This is a genomic window from Longimonas haloalkaliphila (assembly GCF_055379825.1).
On sequence record NZ_AP043948.1, the window covers coordinates 790,387 to 812,372 of the forward strand.

Below are 21,986 nucleotides of genomic sequence, written 5' to 3' on the forward strand. Positions count from 1 at the left end.
GCAGGCAGCGTATAGCGCATCGCCGCTGCTACGTAAGCGATACGCCCGTACGCTCGCTGATGGTGCGCAGGTCTGCTACCACGGGAGCAAGCAACGGCGCCCCTTGCTCGGCGCGGATGCGAGCAGCCTCGCGTTCCGGGTCGCCCGGAATGAGCGGGCCATCCGTACCGGGGGCCGGGTCGGTATTGCGAAACGTGTGCACCCAGTCGTCGATGCGTGCCTTGAAGCGGTCTGGCTCCATGAAGCCGTCGATGCGCCACGCATTGAAAAAGTGGCCGATGCCCTTGCCCACCTGACGCTCAGGCTGTGCCTGCTGCAGCGCAAACGGCGGCGCAAAAGGGCCCCAGTTGGCCCCGCTCATCACGCTCGTCAGCACATCTACCATGGTAGCCAGGCAGTAGCCCTTGTGTCCGCCCTGCTCGTACGTAGAGCCAAGCGGAAGCTGCGCACCGCCATCCATCATTGCGTCTGGATCGGTAGTCGGTTGGCCCTCCGCATCGATTGCCCACCCGTGCGGCATCGGCGTGCCTTCGCGCTTTGCAATCTCCACCTTGCCGTAGGCTACCGTGCTGGTGGCCATATCGATCACAACGGGCGGTTCATCCTGTCCGGGAAAGGCCATCGCGATGGGATTGGTGCCCAGCATCCGCTCAGCCCCCCAGAGCGGTGCCACCAGCTTGGTTGAGTTGGTCATTGCCATGCCAATGCAGTCGCGTTCAAGCGCCTCCAGCACGTAGTACCCGGCGATGCCAAAGTGATTGGTGTTGCGTACGCTCACCGCGCCGGTGCCCACCGCTTCCGCCTTGTCGAGAGCAATCCGGTTGGCAGCCGGCCCAACGACCAGCCCGAGTCCGTTGTCGCCATCTACGGTCGCGGTGCTCTGCGTTTCGCGCACCACCTGAATATCGGGCGTCGGGTTGATGCGCCCCGCGTCCAGCATGTCGGCATAGGTGATGAGCCGTGCTACCCCGTGCGAGTCAATACCGCGCCGATCGGCGGCAGCAAGCACGTCGGCTGCCTGGGCGGCATCGGCCTCGGGCACGCCGTAGTGCCGAAAAACCGCTTCCGAAAAAGTGCGGAGGGTGTCGAGCGAAAAGCGGGTCATGCGAGATCCGGGATGCTGAATGAGAAAGCGTTGCGAGGCATCGGTCCGCCCGGTGCTGGTTGCAACCGGCTGTGGGTACCTACCGCTGCACGAGGTCGATCACGAGGGGCAGGTGGTCGGAGGCCATGGTGGTGGCATCGGCGTCGAGGTTGTACGCCTGACGCACGCTGTCGGGCAGGCCGGGCGTGTAGAGCGTATAGGCGTTAGGAACGTCGAGTACGCTGTCGGTAATGTACGCATAGTCGAGGCGTCCGGGTGGATATGAACTGCCCATGCCCATCCAGGTGCTATGCAGCGAGGTGCCGGTCTGGCGCGGGTTGATGTCGAACAGACCGGTGCCGTCCCAGTCGGGAGCGCTCGACGGACCGAACTCGTCTGTGTTCACGATCGTGCCGGTCTCCAGGGTGTTGGGCTGCTGCGAGTCCCCCACGAAGTTCATGTCGCCGGTAACGAGTACAGGCGTGTTGGGAGGCACATCGATCGGGGCGTTGCCGTCTTGTGCGTCTCGGAGAAACGCGACGATAGAGTCGACGCCAAGCTGGCGGCGCACATCGCGCGAGGGGGTTGCATCTTCGTAGTTGCAGCAGGGAAGATGCGTCAGAATCACGAGCAGCGGGGAGCCAAAGTCCGCTTCGGCATCCAGCAAGTAAGCGCCGCTGGTGTAGTTGCGGTAGCCCGTGATGGCGTGGGTGTCGAGGATGGGGTACTTGCTTACCATGATCAGGTCGATGCCTTGCTTGTCTGCGTGCCACTGCCCGGTATCGGGTGTGCCGTAGAGGGATTCGACCCGCTCGCGGGTGGCGTCGGCGTCGTTTTCGTACAGCTCATTGAACCCGATAATGTCGGGCTGTACGGCGTTCAAGATCTGCGTGTAGCTGGCGGCCCGGCCGCTCTCAAAGAAACCGTCGCGTTCGGCATTGTACGAAAGCACACGCACGCCGTCGTCGGTGAGGCGCTCCAGTTGGGGGGGGGCCAGTTGGGCAGGTCGGTCTCAGAGAACGCGTAAGACAGGCTCCCGCTGTTGGGAATGCGGTCGCCTCCGCCCGAAAGGACGAGGCGAAGCGAATCTGCTCGAAAAAGTGGCGTATCGGCCGGGGCAGCGCTGCGGTCGATCGATATCTCGAACACCGACGAGGTTGCGGTGGGAAGCGTAGCGAGCCCGATGTCGGCATGCCGTATCTGAACGTCGTCCCCATTCGCATACACGCGTCCGTCCCGCTCGCCGAAGGTCCACACCAGGTCGGCCCCCATATCGTCGACGTCGGTGCCGGTGGTGGCGTCATAGTCGGCGTCGAGGTAAAGCGTCAGGTCGTTGCCCTCTTGCAGGTTGATCTCGGCGCCGACCTCCAGCCGCAGGTACAGCCGCTCGCTGTCGTGAGCCATCCAGAGGCGCTCAAAGTCAAGCGCGTCGCCGTCGCCGGTAGGATCGGTGTGGCGTACAGGCACCTCGCTCCAGTCCGGGTCGGCTCCGTCAACCTGAATGGCGGCGGGGTAGCTGGGAGCTGGGGCAGGTGTGTCGTCGGAGGCAGGGCCTGTGCTGCATCCCGTAAACACCCCCGTAAACACCCCCGTAAACAGAAGTGCAGCGAATAGAAGCAGGCAGAGCGATCGAGAGGAGGACATAAGCAGCAAAGGAGACAGCGCAGGGAAAAAAGATAGCAAGTAATATCTGTCGTATCGTGCATGACCGAACTTCGTTTCGTGGCCTGTTACGTGGGCCCACAAAAGAATCTTGAAGCACGTCATTGCGAGGAGGGGCCGCGGCGGCGCTGTGAGCGCAGCGAGGGAGTGCCTTTAGAGGGCGATCTTGTGCCTTAAAAATGGGCGGCACTGCCCAATCGAAAGGCATGAGATCGCTACGTCGGTCGCAGGCTCCCTCCTCGCGATGACAAGGTGTAAACGTATTTCTGCCGGCTTACTTAACACAGGGAAATACACGGGGCAGTCCGTACTTCGTATGAAAGCAGCGCATCGGCCCAAGATACCGCGTTGGACCCTGCACCAGAGGCGCTATGCGCCATGCGGTACAGGAAAACGTTGCAATCAGCGACACCCCGTCTCCGAAAATCAAGAAACCCGTACTGTAGACTGGTTGTGTGGAGAAATGTACATTATGACATCTCACTCCTGCGATCAATGTCTTGTTACGTATGCCTGACGCCGTTCTGCCAGCCGATCAAACTGAACTGATCGCATCCGACAAAGCCCCAAACTGGCACGCGCAGGCCCCCGACGATGTGCGGCAGCGCCTCGACACCCCTGCCGATGGCCTTTCGCCGGACGAGGTCCACGCGCGGCTTGAGCGATACGGGGCCAACGAGCTTGAGGTCGAAGAGAAAGAGTCGGCGCTGTGGCGCTTCCTGCGCCAGTTTAACGACGTGCTGATCTACGCCCTCATCGTGGCAGCGGTCGTTACGGCCGGACTCGGCGAGTGGATCGACACGGCGGTCATTGCCGGGGTCGTGCTCGTTAACGCCATCATCGGGTTTGTGCAGGAGGGCAAAGCCGAGGAGGCGCTCGAATCCATTCGTGACATGCTCTCGCCAAGCGCCCTGGTAGAGCGCGGCGGCGAACGGGTAGAGGTGGATGCGAAAGCAGTGGTGCCGGGCGATATCGTGCTCGTAGAATCCGGAGATCAGATTCCTGCCGATGTGCGCTGGCTGGATGCGAACAATTTGAGCGTTGAAGAGGCGATCCTGACCGGCGAGTCGGTGCCGGTTGACAAACGGGCTGCGGCGGTCGCTGATGACGCGGCGATCGGCGACCGGGCGAGCATGGGCTTCTCGGGCACGGTGGTGCGGCGCGGACGTGGACGCGGCGTCGTTGTGGCTACCGGTATGGCCACCGAGGTAGGACAGATCGGCAAGATGATGACGCAGGTCGAGCAGCTTACCACGCCGCTCATCCAGCAGATCAACCAGTTCGGGAAAGTCCTGTCGCTGCTTATCTTGCTGCTCTGTGCAGCGACGTTTGCGTTCGGATACGCCTTTCGTCCGTACACCGTCGAGGAGCTCTTCATGTTCGTGGTTGGCATTGCGGTGGCGGCCATCCCGGAGGGGCTGCCCGCGATTCTCACCATTACGCTTGCGCTGGGCGTGCAGCGCATGGCGGGGCGGAATGCCATCTTGCGTAAGCTGCCCGCTGTTGAGACGCTGGGCTCCGTATCGGTTATCTGTTCCGACAAAACTGGTACGCTGACCCGTAACGAAATGACCGTTCGCCGCATCGCCACGGCGGATGCGCGGTACGACGTGACCGGGTCGGGCTACATCCCCGAAGGCACTCTGGAGCGCGATGGCGAGGCCGTCGACGCCGGTTCAGAGGCATCCGTTACGGCGCTGGCGCGCGCCGCTGCGCTCTGCAGCGACGCCACTCTTAAGCAAGACGATGACCAGTGGAGGATTGAAGGCGATCCGACAGAGGGTGGACTGGTCGTGCTGGCGGCCAAACTGGGCTACACGCGCAAGACGCTGGTCAACGAGGAGCCGCGGCGCGACGAGGTGCCGTTTGAATCCGACCGGCAGTGGATGGCCACGCTCCACGACACCGGCGCAGGGATGCGCATCTACTTGAAAGGCGCTCCCGAGCGCGTGCTATCCCTCTGCGCGCATCAGCGCACGCAGGCGGGCGACACCGCTGCTGTCGACGGCGACCACTGGGACCGGGTTATGGATGCATTTGCGGGGTCCGGGCATCGGCTGCTGGCCGTTGCGGAGCGCTCCGCATCCACCGAAACCCTTAGCGAGGACGATGTGAACGAGGGCGGCTTTACGCTGCTTGGCATTGTGGGACTGATGGATCCGCCGCGCGACGAGGCGATTGAAGCGGTGCGCGAATGCGAGGAGGCCGGCATTCAGGTGAAGATGATTACGGGCGACCATGCCCAGACGGCGCAGAGCATCGGGGAGCAGCTGGGTATTGGGGATGCAGACGTCGGGGCGGTGACCGGCGCTGACCTTGAATCGATGGATAGCGAGCAGCTTGCTGAGCTGGTGCCGACGCGCTCGGTCTTTGCGCGTACGAGCCCCGAGCACAAGCTGCGCATCATGGAAGCGCTGCAGTCGCACGGACGCATTGTGGCGATGACGGGCGACGGCGTGAACGATGCGCCTGCGCTGAAACGGGCCGACGTGGGCATCGCGATGGGACAGAAAGGTGCGGAGGCGACCAAGCAGGCTGCTGACATGGTGCTGGCCGACGATAACTTCGCCACGATCGTAGCCGCTGTGCGTGAGGGGCGTACTATCTACGACAACCTGAAGAAGGCGATTCTGTTCATCCTGCCAACGAACGGGGCGGAGTCGCTTATGCTCATTGCGACCATGCTTTTCGCGTTCCAGCACATTCCCATTACACCGCTGCAGATTCTGTGGGTGAACATGGTGACGGCGGTGACGCTGGCGCTGGCGCTGGCGTTTGAACCGAGTGAGCCAGGGATCATGAAGCGTTCCCCACGCGACCCCGACGCTCCGATCCTATCGGGCTATCTGCTCTGGCGCATCGGCTACGTGTCGGTGCTTATTGCTGCGGGCGCGCTCTGGCTTTTCTTTTACGAGATTGAGCACGGCGTATCCCTCGAAGTGGCGCAGACGATCGCCGTAAACACGCTTGTGATGGGGCAGATTGCGTACCTCTTCAACACCCGCTTCATCTGGCAGTCGTCGCTCTCGGTGCGTCGCCTGCTGGGCAACCCGGTTGCCTGGGGCGTGGTGGGCGTGCTGGTGCTGCTGCAGCTCGGGCTCACGTACCTCCCCTTTATGCAGGTAGCGTTTGGCACCGGCCCGATTGCGCTGGTCGACTGGGCCTTCATCGTCGGGATCGGCCTTGCAGTCTTCCTGGCAGTGGAAGCCGAAAAAGCAATCGTACGGCAGATCCAATGATGCTACCGGCACAGCCTCAGGCTGCATATGAAACCGCAGAACATGGAACCGCACATGGGGCTTTTTGATCGTATTAATGCGATACATAATGCTAATACGTGCTTCCTTATGCTTACCAAAGCCGACCAATTCGCTACGGACCTGAACGAGCTGGCTACGCAGGCCAAGGCGCTTTCGCATCCGGCCCGCTTACAGATCCTGCAGGTGATTGCTGAGAAGGAAAGCTGCATCTGCGGCGAGATTGTGGACGACGTGCCGCTGGCGCAGTCCACCGTGTCGCAGCACCTGAAGGTGCTAAAAGAAGCCGGTCTCATTCAGGGCACTGTCGATGGCCCCAGCGTGTGCTACTGTCTGGATACGATGGCCCTGCGCCTGTTACACGACCGGTTTGATGGGTTTCTGGGTAACCTGATCGACGAATCGTCTAATACCGCGTGCTAACCTCACGTACCCCTGCTAACCTAACCTGCACCTATTATGTCAAAGCCCTCCGTGCTCTTCATCTGTACTCACAACTCGGCGCGCTCCCAGATGGCCGAAGGGCTGCTGCGCGATCGCTATGGCGACACGTACGACGTCTACAGCGCCGGGACCGAAAAAACGCATGTGCGTCCGCTTGCGATTAAAGCCATGAACGACCTTGGCATCGACATCTCGGGGCACACCTCGAAGACAATCGACGACGTAGCGGAGGGCCGTACGTTCGACCATGTGGTAACCGTGTGCAACTCGGCGCGCGAGAACTGTCCGTACCTGCCTGCCACCAAACAGAACATGCATCAGAACCTGTTTTGATTTCACACGTCGCGAGTGAAAACGAACGGGAGTCCGCCTCGTTTTCGGTGGTGAACAGACGTTTCACCGAAAGCGACACCGAAGCTATGCGCAAAGACTATAGCTCCGATTTGACGGACTCCCAATGGCACAACATTAAAGCGGTTCTCAATACCTCGCGCCACCGCCAACATGACCTGCGCCGCGACATTCTGGATGCGATTTTCTACGTGGTCAAAACGGGATGTCAGTGGCGAATGTTGCCTGGTGGATTTGCGCCGTGGCAGACGGTGTACTACTACTTCCGAACGTGGAAACAGCGCGGCGTAATCGCACGTCTGCTCAGCATAGCCCGGCGAGGCGCACGGCGAGAAGCCGGGCGCGAACCCGAGCCCAGCGTGGTAATTATTGACTGCCAATCGGTTTCGATCACCCGCTCAGGCGGTCTGTGCGGCTTTGACGGCAATAAAAAAGTCAAAGGGCGCAAACGGCACATACTCACGGACACGCAGGGCTGGACGTGGGCCGTCGGCATTCACGCCGCCAATGAGCACGAAAGCCAGCACGCCTTCAAGCTCATTGAACGGGCTGAACAGCGAAGCGAACGTCTTGAAGCGGTCTTCGCTGACAAGGCCTACCGCGGCGATCTCGAAGACGACCTTGAGGAAGCGCTTGGGCTTCGGCTTGAGATCACCGAATCCGACTCCGAAGAGCCGGGCTTCTCCGTCGAGCCGAAGCGCTGGATTGTCGAACGAACACTCGGCTGGTTGGGGGGCTGGCGGCGACTTGCGAAGGAGTACGAGCGCCTGGCCGAGACGAGTGCCGCCATGGTCCGGCTCGCGTCGCTACGATTGGCCCTCAGCCGCCTCTAACGGCATATCAAAACAGATTCTAAGTCGTTTGATGACCCCTCGGCGGCCACGGGCTCTGACGACGAGCAACTGGCGGTCTTCCGCCGCGTGCGCGATGAGATCGACGATTGGATTGTGGATACGTTTGCGCCGGATGCGAAGCCTGCGGCGTGAGGAATGTGGGCGTGCGGAGGTCCACAGGCGAACTCCTGCTTCCTGATCGAATAGGAGAACTATCCACTCCGTTGTTGTCTGTCGCCTCTTTTCTGTATGACCATTTCCCAATTCATCGAGCGCTGGTCATCCTCTGGCGGCTCTGAGCGCGCCAACTACCAGCTGTTCCTGAGCGAGCTGTGCGATGTGCTGGAGGTGCCGCGCCCCGACCCCGCCTCCGACACCACGCGCACCAACGACTACGTCTTTGAGCGGCGCGTGCAGTACGCCTACGACACCAGCCGCTCGCACGGCTTCATCGATCTGTACAAGCGCGGCTGCTTTGTGTGCGAAGCCAAGCAGGGGAGCGACGCCCCCGCGCCCACCGAGGCCGAGCAGCTGGGCGTGCGCGAGCCCATCCGCAAGCTGGGCACCGCCCGCCGCGGCACCCGCCACTGGGAGCAGGCCATGACCCGCGCCAAAAACCAGGCCTCCCGCTACGCCCGTGCCCTGCCCGACCGCGACGGCTGGCCGCCGTTTCTGCTGGCGGTAGACGTGGGCCACTGCATCGATGTCTATTCCGACTTCGCCCGCCAGGGCAAGAACTACGTCCCGTTTCCAGATCAGCAGCGCTACCGCATCCACCTGCAAGATCTGGCCGATCCCGACATTCAGGAGCGGCTGCGGCGCATCTTTACCGAGCCGCTCACGCTCGATCCCACGCGCCGCGCCACCGAAGTCACCGTCAACCTGGCGCAGAACCTGGCCAAAGTCGCCGCCTCGCTCGAAGCCGATGGCTACGCCGCCGACCGCGTCTCCGGCTTCCTGATGCGCTGCCTCTTTACCATGTTCGCTGAAGACGTGGGGCTCTTGCCCGAGCGCCGCTTCTACGACATGCTGAACCAGTACCGCGGCCACCTCGACACCTTCCCGCAGGCGCTGGAGCATCTGTGGACGACCATGGACGAGGGCGGATTCGAACCCAGCTTCCAGGCCACCATCCGGCGCTTTAACGGCCAGCTGTTTGCGGAGGCGGAGGCGCTGCCCGTCTCCGAAGCCCAGCTCGAGCTCCTGATTGACGCTGCCCTCGCCGACTGGTCCGAGGTCGAGCCCGCTATCTTTGGCACCCTCCTCGAACGCGCCCTCGATCCGCGTGAGCGCCACAAGCTGGGCGCGCACTTCACGCCGCGCGCCTACGTGGAGCGCCTGGTGGTGCCCACCGTCATCGCCCCGCTGCGATCGGAGTTCGAGGCTGCGCAGGCCGCCGCCGTGGCGCTGGAGGCCAACGGCAACGAGGCCAAAGCCCGCGAACAGATCGTGCAGTTTCACCGCCGCCTCTGCTCGGTGCGCATCCTGGACCCCGCGTGCGGATCGGGCAACTTCTTGTACGTGACGCTGGAGCACCTGAAACGCCTCGAAGCCGAGGTGCTCGATGCCCTGCACGACTACGCCGGACAGCAGTCGCTCGATATGACGGGCGGCTACCGCGTCTCGCCCGAGCAGCTCTTGGGGCTGGAGGTGAATCCCCGCGCTGCCGCCATTGCCGATGTGGTGCTCTGGATTGGCTATCTGCAGTGGCACTTTCGCACCTACGGCGATGCCGAGCGCCTCGACGCGCCCATCCTGAAAAGCTACAACAACATCCGGCACCAGGATGCGGTGCTCGCCTACGACGAAAAGGAGCCCCGCACCGCCGACGACGGCACGCCCGTGACGCGGTGGGACCGCCGCACCTACAAGGAAGACCCCACCACCGGCGAGATGGTGCCCGATCCCGACGCGCAGGAGCCGGTCTACGACTACACCAACCCGCATCCCGCCGAATGGCCCGAAGCCGATTTCATCGTGGGCAACCCACCGTTCGTCGGTAACAAGCGGATGCGCGATGCACTCGGCGAGGGCTACACGGAGGCGCTGCGCGATGCGTATCTCTACAAAGTGCCCAAGAGCGCGGACTTCGTGATGTTCTGGTGGTACAAAGCCGCCAAAGCCGTGCGCGGCAAACTGGATGGGTGGGATGCCCATGCGGAGCGCTTTGGGCTGATTACGACCAACAGCATCCGGCAGACCTTTAATCGGAGGGTGATGGAGAAGCAGATCAAAACAAGCCCGCCGGTGAGCCTGACCTTCGCGATTCCCGATCATCCGTGGGTCGCCTCTGCCGATGGCTCGGACGTGCGCATTGCGATGACCGTGGGCGCGGTCACCGACCAGAAAGGCACGCTGCAGACCGTAACGCGCGAGGAGCAGTCCACCGGCATTCATTGGGATGTGGAGCTGGACGAACGCATCGGCAACATCCTGCCGGACTTGACAATTGGGGCGGATGTTGCCGGGGCGGAGGCGTTGGAGGCGAATTCCGAACTCTGTTACCGGGGCTTTAATCCCGTTGGAAGAGGTTTTGTCATAGATCCACAGAAGGCGAAAGAACTTGGATTGGGAAAGGTGGAGGGCCTCAGAGAACACATAAACCCTTATCTCAATGGTCGTGATATTATGCAGCACTCACGCGATTTAATGGTAATCGATCTGGATGGCATGAGTGCAGAGGAAGTACGGCAGCAGTTTCCCGCTGTGTACCAGCACGTACGAGAACATGTCAAACCTGAACGAGATCAGAATAAGGAGAGGTACAGAAGAGAAAACTGGTGGCTTTTCGGGCGTCCTGGAACTAACTTGCGAGAAGCTCTGCAAGGATTAAAACGGTTCATTGCTACACCTTACGTCTCAAAGCACCGTGTCTTCGTTTTTCTGAGCAACGAGATCATGCCAGACGATAAGCTGGTTAACGTCGCGATCGATGATGGATACGGTATCGGCATTCTATCGAGTCGTATCCATGAGATCTGGGCTTCAGCTGCAGGTAGCCGACACGGAGTCGGAAACGATTTGGTCTACAACAATTCGCAATGCTTCGACCCCTTCCCCTTTCCGGCAGCGAGCGAGGCGCAGAAAGCGCGCATCCGCGAGTTGGGCGATCAACTGGATCGGCATCGCAAAGAGCGGCTGGCGGCGCACGACGGCCTCACCATGACCGGGCTCTACAACGTGCTCGACAAAGAGCGCGCCGGCGAATCGCTGACCGACGACGAGCGGCAGATCCACGAACAAGGGCTGGTGGGCCTGCTCAAGGAACTGCACGACGACCTCGACGCCGCCGTGGCCGCTGCGTACGGCTGGCCTGCCGACCTGCCGGATGACGCGATCCTGCAGCGCCTGGTGGACCTAAACGCCGAGCGGCGTGCTGAAGAAGAGCAAGGGCACATCCGCTACCTGCGCCCCGCCTACCAGGACCCCGACGCCAGCACCCAGGCCGCGCTGGATCTGGAGATCGACCTCAGCGGCGACGGCGCGCCCGTAGAGCCGCTCCCGTGGCCCGGCACGCTGGCCGAGCGGGCGCAGCTGGTGCGTCAGGTCGTCGAGCAGACCGGCGACCCGCTCACGCCCGAGCAAGTGGCCCGGCACTTCCACCGCGCCCCGCGCGCCAAGGTCCGCGACCTGCTCGACACTCTCGCCACCCTGGGGCACCTCACCCCAACCGATGATGGCGCGTTTGTGGGATGAGAGGAGGCTGTCCCATCTGTCGCCCTATTTGCGGGGAGAGACCGTCCCGAACTGAGCACGTCTCCTCCATTGCGTACCCCACATCCCACCAATCCCTTACCACCAGACGCACTATACATGGGAGGCATCTACGTGCTGTCTGATGCACATTAAAAGAGCCGACACGTGGTTGCATCCGAACGACAGCTATTCAGATTCAACACGCCCTGTCGGAGGAATCGAAGAAGAGAAGGGCCGCTTAGGCGGATTCTTGCCTCTGATTGCACTACACAGTCCACGCACCAACCAACGAATTATATCATGGCTCACTCAAAAGGAAAAGACAGCCCCCAGATGCAGCAGGCAAAAGGGAACTGGAAACAGTTCAAGGGACGCGTCCAGGAAAAATGGGGGGACCTGACCGGGGATGAGATGGATCAGTTCGAGGGCAAACGCGAACGCCTCGAAGGGTACCTCCAAAAGCAAACAGGAGAGAAGCGAGAAGCAATCCAGAAACAGCTGGACGAGCTTGCCGAGAAGGCGGACTACACCTTGTAACAGATGGCCCCGTGCCTGACGAAAGGCTCCCCCGGCCTTGCAACCGGGGGAGCGGTTCTCGTTCACATCCCCTTTCACTAAACGCAGACGGCTATGAGTCCGCTCGTGTTGATTCTCGTCGTTTTTCTGGTTCTCGTAGTAATTGGAGGCGGTATTGGCTACCGGCGAGGAAGCGGTGGCATTGCCGGAGGAGGCGGCCTCATTGGGCTGGTGATCGTCGTCATTCTGATTATGTACCTGACCGGCAACCTGTAAGCCCCACGTCGAACAGCCTGTACCCCTTCATTGCACAAAAGCGATTAAAGGATCATAAATGACGCGTTGTGCAAGTTTTTCCATTGTTCGGTAGTGGATAGAAGGTTAGTGATCGCTGCAGACCTCATCCGCAGGTCATCCTGCCCCCCGACTGCCGTCGGGGGAAGGATCCCAACGCCGACCTCGCACGATTGAAATCGTGCCCCGCACCGGAGCACCGTGCCCCCCGAAGCAGGTGCTCTGTCCGCGTGACCTGAGATGCTTCACTGCGTTCAGCATGACAGATAGCGGCAACATAGGCTCCTTCCGTATGCATCGTATCACTTAGCATCTGACTACTACCCATTGTTCTTTCGGGGCGGGCATCCCCCTTTGTCGCTGCGCGACATGTACTCCGCTTCGCTTCGTCAGTCGTTGGCGTTCGTGTCTCCCCTTCGCGTACGTGTTTGGCGGGTTTCAATGAACGCCCGGGATATCCGCACCCCAGGAGTACTCGGTCGCGGTGCTCCCAGCGCTCCGCTCCTGATCCCGGGCTAAGGCAACCCATAGCCGGGTAACCTGTGCCGACCACTGTCGGTACCGCTTGCGTCCCCGGCGATCTCTGGGCTGAATGCTATGGCATCCGCTCAACACGACGCTCTCCTCAACGCACGCCCTAATACACCTGCGGCACAATTCGCTGCGAATCGATCGGCGGGCGTTTGTAGTCGAGTTCGTCCTGTTTGGGCGGCAGCGTGATCTCTGTGGGCATCACAAACTCCACCTCCTCATAGTCCACCATACTTAAGAAGTGGTGGATGCAGTTGAGTCGGGCCTTGCGCTTGATATTCGACGGCACCACGTACCAGGGCGCCTCCTCGGTGTCGGTGTGCTTGAACATCGTGTCTTTGGCGCGCGAGTACTCCTGCCAGCGAGCGCGCGACTCCAGGTCAATCGCGCTGAGCTTCCACCGTTTGGTATCGCTGTTGATGCGCTTCTTAAATCGCTTCTTCTGCTCTTCAGCGCTGACGGAGAACCAGTACTTGATCAGCAGGATGCCCGAGGAAATGAGCAGGTGTTCAAACTTGGGGGCGTCTCGCAAGAAGCGCTGATACTCTTCATCCGTGCAGAACCCCATCACGCGCTCCACGCCCGCCCGATTGTACCAGCTCCGGTCGAAAATGACAATCTCGCCGGCTGATGGCAGGTGCTCCACGTAGCGTTGAAAGTACCACTGCGTCTGCTCGCGCTCCGTCGGCTTGTCGAGCGCCACCACGCGGCAGAAACGCGGGTTGAGCGGTTTGATGAGCCGCTTGATCGCGCCGCCTTTGCCCGCCGCATCGCGCCCCTCGAACACGAGCACGACGCGCATCCCCTGCATCTTGACCCACTTCTGCAGCCGTCGCAACTCAATCCGAAGACGCTTGAGTTCCTTCTTGTATCGTTTCTTGGAGAGCTTCTCGTCGGAGTGCATGGGCGGTGTGGGGCGTTAGTGAGCAAAATAGTCGGGAGTTCCCTTTATAGTATTTGGAAAGGCACATTCTTTACCCCTCGAGTTTTTAAGGGAGAACGCCGAGTGTCATTCATGTCGTTACGATTTAATGACATGAATGAGTTGATTTTCCGTTTTTTGGGGGGGGGGGGTACTATTGAAACAATTCTTTGCTAATAGTAACAATTTCTGATAATGACGAGACTATACAGCATATACAAAACTTGGCCCGTCATTATGAAAATCATATAGAAACAAGAAATAATACTCAGTTTTGGACTAAAGGAATATCATTGGATTGGAGTGTTGAAAAAGGTGTAGACCATCTTAATAAAATTTTAGATTTTGATGAGATATCCGCTGGTAGAAATTGGGGGAATGAGTTTGCTATACAGTACATTTGGAGCAACGAGCTTGCTGCTCCTAATACCCCTCAGGTCCTTGTTTTAAGGAGAAACGTTATAATAAACGAGGCTCGTCATTATGGCAATCCAGAACTATATGCTCGCTACGTTGGTGTATCTGAAATCGAGAATGCGTTATCTGACCGGGATTAAGCAGATTCTTTTGCTCGTTGCATTCTGCACAATAGGAACTACTTCGAATGAAATTCAGGCTCAAACCGGATCCGAAGCATGGTTCGACATGCTTCATGACGATATGCGTACTGTAGTTGGAGACGAAGAGATGGACGGGCCGTTGCTATCTCGGGCACTTAGTATCTCGGTTGATGAAGAAAGAAAGTCAGTATACATTCTTAACCGCTTCGACCAAGACGTGCGTGTTCTGATCCATAATCTTGAGACGGAGACCACATGCGATTTTGGTTCCTTTGGTCCGGGTCCAGGTGACTTTCGCAGCCCTCTACAGGTACTGTTTCGTGAAGGAATGCTTGTTGTTGTGGAATCGTTGGGTAGAATTTCCGTCTTTGATGTTCCTGAAGACGGTTCCTGCGACGAAGTTGAGTTTGCTACTTCATATCGAATCGCTGATCTCCGCATTGCTGACGCCTGTTTCGTAGGTGATGCCCGAAACACGATGGCGGCGTTTGATGGCCGTTTCACGGAGCGTGAGGGGTTTATCCACCTGTTTGACGCATCGTTCGCGTACAAAAAATCCATCGGTTCGCTGCCACCATCGTACTATGAAGAGACTGACTTGTATCCAAAAGATGCAGGATCAGTCTACTGTCTCGATAATGAACGAATTGCCGCTACGTACGAGGCGAATCACAACATACTGTCGGTGTTCTCGCGTACGGGCGAAACGGTGCAAACTATTTCGTTTGACGAGTACCCTGCGCCCACTGTCAATACGCGGATGATGGACGGGCAGCAATGGTACAGCTGGGATATGAAAGACACGTACCGAATCCACCAGGTTACGCATATCGAGGGCGATACCTATCTGGTGCAGCTCCGGGCCTATGACAGTGGGGGGCCCACCGAGGAACGAGAAGGTGTAATCAGTTACCGCGTTGATATCGAAACAGGGAGCAAAACGCGCCTCGGAGTTGGCGATCGTGAGTTTGCCTACTATACCGATGATCTGTGGATTGGGATACAGCAGCCCTACCCTATGCCACGAGTGTTCATCCATGGGCGTTGACCGGTGTGCTCAACCCACGACTCGATCTTCAGTGGATAGCAATTGGGCAAGGTCTCAAACCCGTACTGCCACACCATTCGGTGCTTTGCTCCCTTGCGCGCAAACGATTACGATGGGGCTCCGTGTGAGATCATCCCTACCCAAAGGCTGTCTTCCCCGCGTTTTTCTCGGTTGTCATGCTGAACGCAGTGAAGCATCTCAACACGAGGCTACGGAGGGGCCCCGCGTTACAGACTCACGGGGAACGCCATGACGCAGAGGGGCGATGCTGGGCATGAGCGGCTGGCGTTGAGATCCTTCCGCCTATCGGCGTCAGGATGACAAGTGGTGGAAGCGCGTCATGATCAACGAAACCCTACACGCACGATGCTCCCTCACACCATAATGTCATGCTGAGCAAGCGACGGGCTCTGCCCGGAGGGCGTCGAAGCATCTCCTGCGGATTGCAGCGGGAAGCTTTTCGGTCGACAGCATCCTGCTGAGCGCCGTAGGAGATTTACTCACTTCGTTCGTCAGTCGCTGCGCTCGTGTTTTGACTCCGCTCAGGATATTAAGTAAGTCGGCGAAAATACGTTTACACCTTGTCATCGCGAGGAGGGAGCCTGCGACCGACGCGGCGATCGCATGCGTCAGTTGAAGCGGTTTATACTGCTTATAAGGCACAAGATTGCACTCCAAGAGCACTTCCTCGCTGCGCTCACAGCGCCACGTCGCTGGCGCTCCTCGCAATGACATACTCAAGGTTCTTTTGTGGCCCTATTTAAGTCCTTTATCGTACAAAAACGATGAATCGCCCACGAATGTATCTGCTTCGGGAAACCAACTTCCTAATTTTATAATATCGCATATCGTCGATTAACGAAATTTAATGCGCTCAAGCCATGAATACCTCCAACGACGAGATCCGTGAAGCCGTGCGCGCTAAATACGGGTCGCTTGCCGAGGGGACCAGCAGCGGATGCTGCACCTCGTGCTGCGATTCCGATAGCGACATAACCGACATGATTGGCAATGCCTACGACACCGTCGAGGGCTATGTAGCCGAGGCCGACCTCCAACTCGGCTGCGGCGTGCCGACCGAACACGCGGGACTGGAGACCGGGCAAACCGTCGTGGATCTGGGCTCGGGGGCCGGACTCGATGCGTTTGTGGCGCGCCGCATCCTCGGCGATACGGGACGCGTGATTGGCGTTGACTTTGCGCCCGAGATGGTTGCCAAAGCCACGGCAAACGCTGAGCAGCTTGGGTTCGACAACGTCTCGTTCATCGAAGGCGACATCGAGGACATCCCGTTGGAGGCCAACACCGCCGATGTGGTGCTCTCCAACTGCGTGCTGAACCTGGTCCCCGACAAGGCGCGCGCCTTCTCCGAAATGCACCGCATTCTGCGTCCCGGCGGCCACTTCACGGTGTCTGATATCGTGTCGGAGGGCAGGCTCCCGGATCCCATTCAGCGTTCGGCAGAACTGTATGCGGGATGCGTGGCAGGAGCGCTGGAAGAGACGGACTATCTGCATCAGATTGAGGCGGCGGGCTTTACAGAGGTTGAGGTCCGGACCCGTCGCGAAATCGAGATCCCTGAAGCGGTGCTGCCTGCAGGCGTAGACACACTGGCAAACGCGGTAATGGGCGGCGCGCGTCTGTGGAGTATTACCGTGCGTGGGGAGCGAGATTGATCTGGAAGTGAGTGGCGTTGTATGCATACCGCAATCCGCGCCATAGGCTGTCTACTGTGTGTTGTTGTCTTTGTGGGCAGTGTAGTCTCATTCGGCACATAATCCGGTGTGGGTATGTGTGGGGCTCATCAAAAATACGCGTGCACCTTGTCATCGCGAGGAGGGAGCCTGCGACCGACGCGGCGATCTCACGCTGCTGTTTGAGCGGTTCTGCCCTACCAAACGGCATGAGATTGCGTCGTCGCTATCGCTCCTCGCAATGACATCTCCGTTAGGGAACTTCTATGGGTCTACTTAAAGATACTTTTGTTGGTCTGCTTTGAATAGTCTGGACAGCAGTTCTGCAAAGGTCAGTAAGATCACACCATGTGTATCCTTCGATGAAGTCATCCAGATCCTGAATTGAGTCCGGGACAGCCAAAGCGGAGTGTAAATCCAGGCTCGTCCCGGCGCTCAGCAGAGGGTAACGGATGCACGAGGCCCTCCACACATCCACCCTTCCACCCGTCGCCCCATTGTCTACACCTCTTTATCGCTCAAGCACGATGAAAGAATGATGGAGATATGCATTGACGTCGAACAGTTGTCTACATCCATTGTATCGTATATCGACGATAAACAAGTTTATAACCTTCAACCCGCTTGTGCCCATGCCTACGATTCAGGTTTTTGATCCCCCGATGTGCTGCTCCACCGGCGTCTGCGGTCCCGAGGCTGACGACACGCTCGTCAACTTTTCGGGTGCGCTGCGCTGGCTTCGCCGCCACGGCGCAGAGGTCACTCGTTATAACCCGAGCACAAAGCCCGAAGCGTTTATGGATACGGAGGTTGTCTACAAGGCGCTCATGAATGAGGGACAAGATGTGCTGCCGCTGATACTCATAGATGGGACGATTGTCCATAAGGGCGATTACCCTTCACGCGACGAACTGACCCAACTCGTGGGCCTCGAACCCGCGTAGCGCGGTATACTTGATGCTGCCTGCCACATCGCTCCGCATCCTCCTAAACATTTATATTCCATAGCTATGCTATCCTACCTGAACGCTCCCACGCGCCATCTCTTCTTTACCGGCAAAGGCGGCGTGGGCAAAACGTCGCTGGCGTGCGCCTCGGCCGTGAAGCTGGCCGATGAAGGCCATAACGTGCTCCTCATTAGTACCGACCCGGCGTCAAACCTCGAACAGGTGCTTGAAGCACCGGTCGGAAGCGACGTGGGGTCTGTAGATACCGTGCCGAATCTGTCGGCCATCAACATCGATCCGGAAGCAGCTGCCAAGGCCTACCGCGAGCGCGTCATCGAACCGATGATGGGCGTGCTGCCCGACGAAACGGTCGCGCAGGTCGAGGAGCAGCTCTCCGGCGCCTGCACTACCGAGATTGCGGCGTTCGACAAGTTTACGCAGTTTCTGGCGGATTCGGAGGCCACGGCTCCGTACGATCATATCGTGTTCGACACCGCGCCCACGGGCCACACGCTGCGCCTGTTGGAACTCCCGGCGGCGTGGAGCGACTTCATCGAGGACAACCCCGAGGGGGCGTCGTGCCTGGGTCCGGTGTCCGGGCTGGAGGCGCAGCAAGATCGCTACACCGAAGCGGTGGATGCGCTCAACGACGGCGACCGCACTACGCTCGTGATGGTGAGCCGCCCCGAGCATGCCGCGCTGAAGGAGGCGGCCCGCTCCAGTAGCGAGCTGCGCGACCTGGGCATTGCGAACCAGCAGCTGGTGGTGAACGGCGTCTTTCAGGCGCAGGACCCCAGCGATCCGCTGGCGGCTGCCATGCAGAAGCGTGCCGATGAGGCGTTCGCGCAGATCCCTGATGTGCTCGCCGACCTGCCCCGCGACATCGTGCCGCTGAAGGGCCACAACCTGGTCGGACTCAACGCGCTACGTACCTTGCTTGATGAAGACACCGCTCCGGCTGCTACCACTGAAGGTCCTGACCATGCCCCGCAGGTTGACCTGCCGACGGTGAGCGATCTTGTGGACGGGTTTGCCGACGATGGTCACGGACTCATCATGACGATGGGCAAGGGGGGCGTGGGCAAGACCACGATTGCTGCTGCCGTAGCGACGGAGCTGGCCCGGCGTGGCGAAGAGGTGCTGCTGACCACGACCGACCCGGCCGCCCATATCCACGACGCGATTGGCGACAGCCTGCCGACTCTAACGGTCGAAGCGATCGATCCGAAAGAAGCGACGGAGCAGTACCGTCAGCGCGTGCTCGAAACGAAGGGCAAGAACCTTGACGACGAAGAGCGCGAGTTGCTGGAAGAAGATCTGCGCTCGCCCTGCACGCAAGAAGTGGCGGTCTTCCGCGCCTTCTCGCGGGTGGTGAGCAAGGCCAAGCGGCAGTTTGTCGTGGTGGATACGGCCCCGACCGGCCACACGCTGCTCCTGCTGGATACGACCGGCTCCTATCACCGCGAAGTGCTGCGCACCTCAAGCGTGGACGAGAGTCAGATCACCACGCCGCTGATGCGCTTGCAAGACCCGGACTACACGAAGATGCTGCTCGTAACGCTGCCGGAGACGACGCCGGTGCTCGAAGCGAAGCAGCTGCAAGACGACCTGGAGCGCGCCGGTATTACGCCCTACGCGTGGGTGGTAAACCAGAGCATGGCCGCTGCCGGTCCGACAGATCCGCTCCTCGTGGAGCGGGCGCATTCGGAGATGCCGCAGATTGAGGTGGTGCAGAACAACTACGCCGAACGCATTGCACTGGCGCCGTGGATGCCGAAAGAGCCCACTGGACCTGAGCGCCTGCGCGACCTGGCCGCCGGACGCATCGGCGTAGAGCGGGCCCATGCCTAACCTGATCAAATCGCCGCAGCATACGAATCACGTAGGGACACGGCGCACTGCGTCCCTACGTGTTCGGGTATCTCTCGGCACCAGGTTTTGTTGAAACGCACCATTCGAATCTTCTGACACATAGCACACACTATGCCTAACTACCAGTACCGCTGCACGAACTGCGAGCACGACTTTGCACTGAAAGCCACGATCGCCGAATACGACGAGGGCCTTGATGCCACATGCCCGAAGTGCGGCTCAGACGAGGTGCAGCGCCGCATCGGATCCGTCATGATCTCCAGCGGGTCCTCCGGCGATGGCGCGCCGCGCTGCACGCCTGGTGGTGGATGTTGCTGACGATTCAACGTCTCATTTTCTTTCCAATAACTCGACTACTGGCACTGCGATCAGGCTACTGATTCGATAGGTTTTGAAGATATGGTTACGTAACTTGAAATTGTCATTAGATACTAATAAAGTATTTCTGTTTGATCAACGCAATAGTGTTTAACAAACTACTTAGCAAGCCATACTATCACTTAGCAACAATTGTTACTGTATCGCTGATACTATCCTTAGCGGTTTTTAGCGGATGTGACAACATTGAATCCGAAAATCCAGGATTCGAAAATCAGTTTGAAGACGTAGGAATCGAGCACAACGAAGGATTAGAAAAAATACTGTCGGATGTAAAAAGATATGAGCGAATTAGAGATAAAAGCCGCAGTGAGGTATATCAAATCATAGAAGAAAGCGCCCAGGAATTTTCGGGACAGATTGGATCAGCCCCTTCTCCAAGTGTGAGAATTGGAGTTGATATTAGTCTCTCAGGGGAGAGGATGAATACATCCCCGAAGTCTGCAGGTAGTTGGGTCAGTGCGTTGCCCGACTCTTTATCTGAAAAGCTGTCAGAAAAGCAAGTTGATCTAATTAGTCAGGTCATGACAGCATTGGATGAAACCGACTCGGTTGAGGAGTTAGGTAGTCGTCTATCTCACGTGGAAGAATCAGCAACGCGTGAATTAGATGAAAGTGACGCTGATGTTGTACTCATGGCGTCTTCTACTGCTCTACACTCAAAGGAATACTGGATAGAAAACAAAGATGACTGGATAGAAGCATGGTACACGACAAAAGCTGAGTGTGTCTTCACGTTCTACGCGTAGGCTAAATGAGCCGTGGGACTTCGAAGTGCGCTCAGACAGCGGAAGAAGGCTGCGGCCTGTCCTTCAGGGGTGGTCAGCACGCTTTGAAGCCAATCCAACCCGTACCGAAAGAGGCTCTGCTCCCGGCGTCCATGGCACTTTGTTGGCGGAGGCCCTTCGCGCCCGGCTCGTTGTTCTCCAACGAGATGAGTCCAGGCAAACGTCAGGGCCAACAGGCCAATCAGCCGCTGCACGCGGTCGGGCTTGGTCAAGTGGGTCGCCTCAAGATCGTAGCCCCGGGATTTAAGCGCTGCAAACAGCGTTTCAACCTCCCATCGCGTTCGGTAGAGCGCAGAAGCACGCGTTGGATCAAGATTCCAGGTGGCTAAAATAAGAAACGGATCTTCCGCCTCGTCGGAAGCAATTCGCCGGACGACCACGTTGGTCTTGACTCTCGTTCCATCCGCCCCCAAAAGATAGCGATCTTCCAGGACCTCTTCGGTGCCGAGGGCAACGGTCCGGGCGAACATCCGAACGGGCAGTGCGGGCCCTTCTTCTGCTTCCCCGAGGCCCCGATTCGAGCGCAGGCGAATCGCAAACGGAAGGCCCCGCTGTTGAAGATGGGCCAGCCAGTCGGCCGAGATAAACTCGCGATCGGCCACCACCGCTTTGATCAACTTCGGATCGACAATCCTCAAAAAGCGCTCCAACACATCAATGTGGGCATCTGAGCCTGAGCCTCCTCCATTCGGCAATACATTCGGCAATACCTTCCAGGCGACGGGAAAGGCCACGCCTTTGTGCGCGATCCCGATCATAAGAATGTTGACGGGCTTGCTCCCGAAGTACCACTCGGTCCGGTCAAGCACGGCCACATACGGCCCGTTTTGCGGCAAAAGATGTACTAAAAGGCGGCCCAGCGCCGTAAAATCGATATCGTAGCCCGAAAGAAACCGCTGAATCCGGCGGTAATTCGATGCAATCTGCACGCCTCCTTTCAAGGATGCGGCAAGCTTTGCAAGGTTGGTGGTCTGTCGCATGAGCAAGGCCGCTTGAAAACGAGCAATGAACTTCAGCCGGGCGCGGTGCCAACCCAAGTAGGTTGTGAGAACGTCGGTGATCGACTGCACGTAAGGCATAAGGCGGGTTTATTCTTCAGCATAGATCGC

General features: G+C 58.9%; 19 protein-coding genes. 14 read left to right on the top strand and 5 right to left on the bottom strand.

Annotated elements, in window-relative coordinates; translation table 11 throughout:
• Positions 1-28 precede the first annotated feature (28 nt).
• The 3 genes from ACZ48V_RS03115 to ACZ48V_RS03125 form a co-directional block, all read right to left on the bottom strand.
• Positions 29-1,105: an Ldh family oxidoreductase gene (locus ACZ48V_RS03115; RefSeq protein WP_464541503.1), complete on the bottom strand. Its 1,077-nt coding sequence runs from the start codon at positions 1,103-1,105 to the stop codon at positions 29-31.
• Positions 1,106-1,184: 79 nt separating this feature from the next.
• Positions 1,185-2,036, bottom strand: coding sequence for an endonuclease/exonuclease/phosphatase family protein (locus ACZ48V_RS03120; RefSeq protein ID WP_464541505.1), 852 nt, complete (start codon positions 2,034-2,036; stop codon positions 1,185-1,187).
• Entirely contained in the window at positions 1,964-2,728 is a 765-nt protein-coding gene (locus ACZ48V_RS03125) for a hypothetical protein (RefSeq protein ID WP_464541507.1), read from the bottom strand. Before ACZ48V_RS03125 ends, ACZ48V_RS03120 begins: the two co-directional genes overlap by 73 nt.
• Before the next feature lie 527 nt (positions 2,729-3,255).
• On the opposite strand from ACZ48V_RS03125, the gene ACZ48V_RS03130 reads away from it, so the two are divergent.
• From ACZ48V_RS03130 to ACZ48V_RS03160, 7 genes are all read left to right on the top strand, one after another.
• Complete coding sequence (locus ACZ48V_RS03130; RefSeq protein WP_464541509.1) at positions 3,256-5,985, top strand: HAD-IC family P-type ATPase; 2,730 nt, start codon at positions 3,256-3,258, stop codon at positions 5,983-5,985.
• A gap of 108 nt (positions 5,986-6,093) precedes the next feature.
• On the top strand, positions 6,094-6,426 hold the full coding sequence (locus ACZ48V_RS03135; protein WP_464541511.1) for an ArsR/SmtB family transcription factor: 333 nt from the start codon (positions 6,094-6,096) through the stop codon (positions 6,424-6,426).
• A 36-nt stretch (positions 6,427-6,462) separates the two neighbouring features.
• The gene (locus ACZ48V_RS03140; RefSeq protein ID WP_464541513.1) at positions 6,463-6,780 is read left to right on the top strand and encodes an arsenate reductase ArsC; all 318 of its coding nucleotides are present in this window, start codon (positions 6,463-6,465) and stop codon (positions 6,778-6,780) included.
• On the top strand, positions 6,777-7,631 hold the full coding sequence (locus tag ACZ48V_RS03145) for an IS5 family transposase (RefSeq protein WP_464538143.1): 855 nt from the start codon (positions 6,777-6,779) through the stop codon (positions 7,629-7,631). The genes ACZ48V_RS03140 and ACZ48V_RS03145 overlap by 4 nt, the downstream gene beginning before the upstream one ends.
• 249 nt (positions 7,632-7,880) lie before the next feature.
• A complete protein-coding gene (locus tag ACZ48V_RS03150) occupies positions 7,881-11,327 on the top strand; it encodes a class I SAM-dependent DNA methyltransferase (RefSeq protein ID WP_464541515.1) in 3,447 nt (1,148 codons plus the stop codon).
• 300 nt (positions 11,328-11,627) lie between these two features.
• A complete protein-coding gene (locus ACZ48V_RS03155; RefSeq protein WP_464541517.1) occupies positions 11,628-11,864 on the top strand; it encodes a CsbD family protein in 237 nt (78 codons plus the stop codon).
• Between the two features lie 93 nt (positions 11,865-11,957).
• Positions 11,958-12,119 (top strand): DUF3309 family protein, encoded by a 162-nt coding sequence (locus ACZ48V_RS03160; protein ID WP_464541518.1) that lies wholly within the window; start codon positions 11,958-11,960, stop codon positions 12,117-12,119.
• A 655-nt stretch (positions 12,120-12,774) separates the two neighbouring features.
• Here ACZ48V_RS03160 and ppk2 read toward each other — a convergent pair.
• Positions 12,775-13,572, bottom strand: a complete 798-nt coding sequence (gene ppk2 / locus ACZ48V_RS03165) for a polyphosphate kinase 2 (protein ID WP_464541520.1) — start codon at positions 13,570-13,572, stop codon at positions 12,775-12,777.
• 242 nt (positions 13,573-13,814) lie between these two features.
• Between ppk2 and ACZ48V_RS03170 the strand changes: the two genes are divergently transcribed.
• The 7 genes from ACZ48V_RS03170 (at position 13,815) to ACZ48V_RS03200 (ending at position 20,838) form a co-directional block, all read left to right on the top strand.
• Positions 13,815-14,147 (top strand): hypothetical protein, encoded by a 333-nt coding sequence (locus ACZ48V_RS03170; protein WP_464541522.1) that lies wholly within the window; start codon positions 13,815-13,817, stop codon positions 14,145-14,147.
• On the top strand, positions 14,074-15,198 hold the full coding sequence (locus ACZ48V_RS03175) for a hypothetical protein (protein WP_464541524.1): 1,125 nt from the start codon (positions 14,074-14,076) through the stop codon (positions 15,196-15,198). The genes ACZ48V_RS03170 and ACZ48V_RS03175 overlap by 74 nt, the downstream gene beginning before the upstream one ends.
• Before the next feature lie 881 nt (positions 15,199-16,079).
• Entirely contained in the window at positions 16,080-16,874 is a 795-nt protein-coding gene (arsM, locus tag ACZ48V_RS03180; RefSeq protein WP_464541525.1) for an arsenite methyltransferase, read from the top strand.
• Positions 16,875-17,524: 650 nt separating this feature from the next.
• Entirely contained in the window at positions 17,525-17,836 is a 312-nt protein-coding gene (gene arsD / locus ACZ48V_RS03185; RefSeq protein WP_464541527.1) for an arsenite efflux transporter metallochaperone ArsD, read from the top strand.
• A gap of 66 nt (positions 17,837-17,902) precedes the next feature.
• Positions 17,903-19,690, top strand: coding sequence for an arsenical pump-driving ATPase (gene arsA / locus ACZ48V_RS03190; protein WP_464541529.1), 1,788 nt, complete (start codon positions 17,903-17,905; stop codon positions 19,688-19,690).
• Positions 19,691-19,822: 132 nt separating this feature from the next.
• On the top strand, positions 19,823-20,029 hold the full coding sequence (locus tag ACZ48V_RS03195; protein ID WP_464541531.1) for an FmdB family zinc ribbon protein: 207 nt from the start codon (positions 19,823-19,825) through the stop codon (positions 20,027-20,029).
• Between the two features lie 131 nt (positions 20,030-20,160).
• Entirely contained in the window at positions 20,161-20,838 is a 678-nt protein-coding gene (locus ACZ48V_RS03200) for a hypothetical protein (RefSeq protein ID WP_464541533.1), read from the top strand.
• Here the strand turns inward: ACZ48V_RS03200 and ACZ48V_RS03205 are convergent.
• Complete coding sequence (locus tag ACZ48V_RS03205) at positions 20,829-21,956, bottom strand: IS4 family transposase (RefSeq protein WP_464538812.1); 1,128 nt, start codon at positions 21,954-21,956, stop codon at positions 20,829-20,831. The two genes, ACZ48V_RS03200 and ACZ48V_RS03205, sit on opposite strands and share 10 nt — an antisense overlap.
• Positions 21,957-21,986 lie beyond the last annotated feature (30 nt).